At 52.8% G+C, this 4,304-nt stretch carries 6 protein-coding genes; all 6 read left to right on the forward strand.

What is annotated here, in order from left to right; all coding sequences use genetic code 11:
• The first annotated feature begins 74 nt into the window (after positions 1–74).
• Positions 75–1,052, forward strand: a complete 978-nt coding sequence (locus Q4526_RS00900; protein ID WP_303609492.1) for a GTP-binding protein — start codon at positions 75–77, stop codon at positions 1,050–1,052.
• Positions 1,053–1,288: 236 nt separating this feature from the next.
• The gene (locus Q4526_RS00905; protein ID WP_215974829.1) at positions 1,289–1,663 is read left to right on the forward strand and encodes a MerC domain-containing protein; all 375 of its coding nucleotides are present in this window, start codon (positions 1,289–1,291) and stop codon (positions 1,661–1,663) included.
• Positions 1,657–2,061, forward strand: coding sequence for a TraR/DksA C4-type zinc finger protein (locus Q4526_RS00910; protein ID WP_215974830.1), 405 nt, complete (start codon positions 1,657–1,659; stop codon positions 2,059–2,061). The genes Q4526_RS00905 and Q4526_RS00910 overlap by 7 nt, the downstream gene beginning before the upstream one ends.
• Positions 2,051–3,262 (forward strand): zinc metallochaperone GTPase ZigA, encoded by a 1,212-nt coding sequence (zigA, locus tag Q4526_RS00915; RefSeq protein ID WP_215974831.1) that lies wholly within the window; start codon positions 2,051–2,053, stop codon positions 3,260–3,262. The genes Q4526_RS00910 and zigA overlap by 11 nt, the downstream gene beginning before the upstream one ends.
• Positions 3,259–3,924, forward strand: coding sequence for a DUF1826 domain-containing protein (locus Q4526_RS00920; protein WP_215974832.1), 666 nt, complete (start codon positions 3,259–3,261; stop codon positions 3,922–3,924). The genes zigA and Q4526_RS00920 overlap by 4 nt, the downstream gene beginning before the upstream one ends.
• Positions 3,921–4,304 (forward strand): DUF2796 domain-containing protein (locus Q4526_RS00925; protein ID WP_215974833.1); only part of this gene is annotated, 384 nt, incomplete at its 3' end. The genes Q4526_RS00920 and Q4526_RS00925, both read left to right, overlap by 4 nt.

Raw genomic sequence — 4,304 nt, forward strand, 5'->3', positions numbered from 1 at the left:
TGCGTTCTGCGTTCTGCGTTAAGCACTATGCTCTATGCGCTTTACCCAACAACCCCGTAACCAACAGGATCTCCATGACCTCTTCTATACCCACCAACATCATCACCGGCTTTCTCGGTGTCGGCAAAACAACGGTGATCAAGCATTTATTGGCCCACAAGCCCGAACAGGAAAATTGGGCTGTTTTGGTGAACGAATTTGGCGAGGTAGGCATAGACGGTGCTCTGCTGCGAGAAGACGGCACCATGGTCAAAGAAATCCCCGGCGGCTGTATGTGTTGCACGGCAGGGTTGCCCATGCAGGTGGGGTTAACGCAATTGTTGCGCACGCAAAAGTTTGACCGCCTGCTGATTGAACCCACGGGGCTGGGCCACCCATTGGAGGTCATTCAAACGCTTCTGAATAGTTTTCAGGGCGTACTTGAACTCAAGGCCTGTTTGACACTGATCGACCCCAGGCATTTTTCCAGCGAGCGCCACGTAAGCAACGAGATATTTCGCCAACAGCTCGACGTCGCGGATGTGATCGTCGCCAGCAAAACCGATTTGGCAAGCGAGAGCGATTTACAGGCCATGAACAAACAGCTCAAGACTTGGCAGTTAGACGAGCGCCCGGTCACCCAAGCTGAACAGGGCAAGCTGTCTGCGCACTGGCTCAATTTGCCTTACAACCAACATATCCCACTGCCCAGTCACGCCCATCATCATGGCGGTGACTACCCCGCAGCAACGCTTGCGACTCCAAGCGAAGAGCAGCCCATTACTGAGAAACACAATCAAGGCCAAGGCTATTTCAGTTGCGGCTGGGCGATACACCCGGCTCAAGTATTTTCCCTTACTCCAACTTTCAGCTGGATTAACGGTCTCGGCTGCGACCGACTTAAAGCGGTACTGATTACCGACCAAGGTATTATTGCCCTCAACCTGGCCGACGGCGTTGTGAAAATGCTGGAGCTAGATGAATGCGAAGACAGCCGGCTAGAGATTATTCACCATCAACCGCTGGACTGGGCCAAGCTTGGGGCGCAAATGCGCGAGTGCTTAATTGAATAACTGACCTCCAGAGTGTGGGCCGGACTATCGCAATGCGCCGGCCCGAAAGGATCACCCGTGGCCGCCCCGCCTTCATTAAACGGTAGGCCTATTGGCAAGACACCCCCTCCCTCGCAATCTCGCTTTAAACACATTGGTCACGACATCGGCCAGTCGACACGAATCATCTGCCTATTGACCGATTCAATGACCTGCCGTATTGTTATGTTATAACATTCCAATTGAAGCGTAAGATCATGAAAGACGAAACCGCCGCCCTGTGCTCAGGGCTATGCCTTATTCACTGTATCGCCACCCCGATTTTGCTATCCATGAGCGGGCTGGGTTTGATCGGCAGCCTATTTGCCTCCGAGTGGGTGCATGTCGCACTTTTTGCCCCCATCGCCCTGCTGGCACTCACCAGCCTGCCCAGCGGTTGGAAGCGTCATCAGCGCTGGCTGCCCAGTGTCGCCGGTTTTACCGGTCTACTGCTATTGGCCGCCGCCATGATGGCACCCCACGAGGCCGAGGCCGCGCTCTCCATTGGTGGAGGCCTGCTATTAATAGGTGGCCACCTCAGCAACCGTTTTCACTGCCGCCGCACTGCCCTGAATGAGGGCGCCGCATGTTAACCGAACAGCAGCTGCGCCAGGCGCCAGCGGCCGATTACATGAATGACGCCCAACAAGATTTTTTTAAAAATTATTTATTAAACCTAAAACAACAGACTCAGGAACATATCGAAACGATTAAGCAACAACTGGCCCACCCACCCGAATGTAACGACGAGGCGGACCGAGCTCAACTGGAAGACGATATGGCCATAAAACTCAGACTGGCCGACCGGGAATACCGCCTGCTACGCAAAATCGACAGTTCCCTGCGCCGCCTGCAAACCGGTGAGTACGGCTACTGTCAGGAAACAGGCGAGCCCATTGGCATTGAGCGTTTGTTAATAAGACCGACCGCAGAGTTCGGCACTGATATTAAAGTGATTAGTGAACAAAAAGAGAAATTTTATGCAAACTAAAGCGGCAAAATTACCCGTCACAGTACTATCTGGTTTTTTGGGAGCCGGAAAAACCACGGTGTTGAATCATATTCTGCACAATCGTGACAATCGCCGGGTAGCGGTTATTGTGAACGATATGAGTGAGGTCAATATCGACGCCGACGCGGTTAAAAATGATGTCTCCTTAAATCGCAGTGAAGAAAAATTGGTAGAAATGAGCAACGGCTGTATTTGCTGCACCTTGCGCGAAGACCTATTACTGGAAGTTCGCGCGCTGGCCGAATCCGGTAAATTCGACTACTTATTGATTGAGTCCACCGGCATTTCCGAGCCCTTACCGGTGGCCGAGACCTTTACGTTTGCCGATGAAGACGGCACTAGCCTATCTGATATCGCTCAACTGGACACCATGGTCACCGTGGTCGATGCGGTTAATTTTATGGCGGAGTACCAAGCGGCCAAAGATCTGTCAGACACCGATGAAAGCCTGGGGGATGAAGACGAGCGCAGTGTGACTGACTTACTGGTAGAGCAAGTCGAATTTGCCGATATCATTTTAATCAGCAAAACCGATTTGGTCGATGACGAGCACTTACAAGCTCTAACCGGTTTATTGCGCGGATTGAATCACGACGCGCAACTGGTGCCCATCCAAAACGGGGAAGTGCCACTCAACAAAGTGCTCGGCACCGGCCTGTTCGATTTTTCCCGCGCACAACAATCGCCTTTATGGTTAAAAGAAATGCGCGGCGAACACACACCGGAAACCGAAGAGTACGGCATCACCAGTTTTGTCTATCAAGCACGCCGCCCGTTTCACCCCGGAAAGTTCTTTCGCTTTATTCAAAACCCTGCCAGACAAGGCAAACTGATTCGCTCTAAGGGTTACTTTTGGCTCGCCTCGCGCCCCGAATTTGCCGGACAGTGGAGCCAGGCAGGCGGCATTGCACGCCATGGCGGTGCCGGCATGTTTTGGCACGCCGTACCTAAACAACACTGGCCGAGCGACGAAGAAACCTTAATGTTTATTCGCGGTAAGTGGCAGGAGCCTTTTGGCGACATGCGCCAAGAATTAGTGTTTATTGGACAGGGGCTGAATCAAACCGCTATTACCGAAGACTTGAATGCGTGTTTACTGAGTGACGACGAGCTGCTGGCAGGCAAAAGCCACTGGCAAACACTGGATGATCCCTTCCCCAGCTGGAGCAACGCCCAATGACATCCGCGCTGCAAGCCTCAGTACCCGACCAGCCCCGTTTATGCGTAGGCGATACGCCAGAGGTCTTAACGAGCTTATACAATAACGGCACCAACCTGAGCATCTGGCAGCGACAACTGCCCGAACCTGTTGAGCAATACAGTGCTTTTTTATTGTCGCATTATCCGCACAACACCGAAGTGCGCTTATCCGCCAGCGCCCAAGCGATGGCGCAAGCACTGGCTGAACGTTTGCCCGAGCACCCACACCGTCAGGCATTTATTGACGACGTCAGCTTAATTGCCGATATGCTAACTTGCCTGCTGGACGCTGAGGCCATCGGCCTGCGTTTATGCACCGCCGATAAGGCCACCTGCCCGCGTTTTCACGTCGATAAACTTGGCTGCCGCCTGATTACGACTTATTTGGGTAAAGCCACCGAGTGGATTGATAACGCCAACCTAAATCGCACGCGCCTTGGCCTGGGTGCACAAGGCAAGCCCGATGAGTCAAGCGGGCTTTACCCTGGCGCTGAAGCAATTGAAACCTTGCATAGCGGTGATATTGCGATTTTAAAAGGCGAACTCTGGCCCGGTAATCAGGGCAACGGTATTGTCCACCGCTCCCCGCCTTTGCAAGCAGACGAACGCCGCTTATTTTTAACGATGGATGCGATGACATGAAAACCCTTGCACACCCACAAAAATCCGCCCGAACACTACGCCTTTGCAGTTTTGTGCTGTTCTGTACTTACTTATTGCTTGCGCCATTATCCAGCGCTGAAAGCCTGGCGGCACACACCCATGGCGTGGCCCATATGACAATCGCCATGGCCGATGAGAGCATCGCGGTTGAGATAATATCTCCGGCGGCCAACCTAGTCGGCTTTGAGCACCAGGCACAGAGCGAGCGTGAGGTTAGCGCCGTCAAAAAAGCCACCAAGATACTGCATCAACCAGAAAAATTACTGACATTTTCTGGTGGAGAATGCTCTTTGTTGGACACCGAGCTGGACATATCCGCGTTAAAACCGAACGCAAGCGACGAACACGAACACGAACAC

Source organism: Gilvimarinus sp. 2_MG-2023, from assembly GCF_030547685.1.
Taxonomy (GTDB): Bacteria; Pseudomonadota; Gammaproteobacteria; order Pseudomonadales; family Cellvibrionaceae; genus Gilvimarinus.

What these genes read in the sequence shown, in the direction of transcription:
- Q4526_RS00900 (WP_303609492.1), top strand. Translation starts at nt 75, where the DNA reads ATGACCTCTTCTATACCCACCAACATCATCACCGGCTTTCTCGGTGTC.
- Q4526_RS00910 (WP_215974830.1), top strand. Translation starts at nt 1,657, where the DNA reads ATGTTAACCGAACAGCAGCTGCGCCAGGCGCCAGCGGCCGATTACATG.
- zigA (WP_215974831.1), top strand. Translation starts at nt 2,051, where the DNA reads ATGCAAACTAAAGCGGCAAAATTACCCGTCACAGTACTATCTGGTTTT.
- Q4526_RS00920 (WP_215974832.1), top strand. Translation starts at nt 3,259, where the DNA reads ATGACATCCGCGCTGCAAGCCTCAGTACCCGACCAGCCCCGTTTATGC.
- Q4526_RS00905 (WP_215974829.1), top strand. Translation starts at nt 1,289, where the DNA reads ATGAAAGACGAAACCGCCGCCCTGTGCTCAGGGCTATGCCTTATTCAC.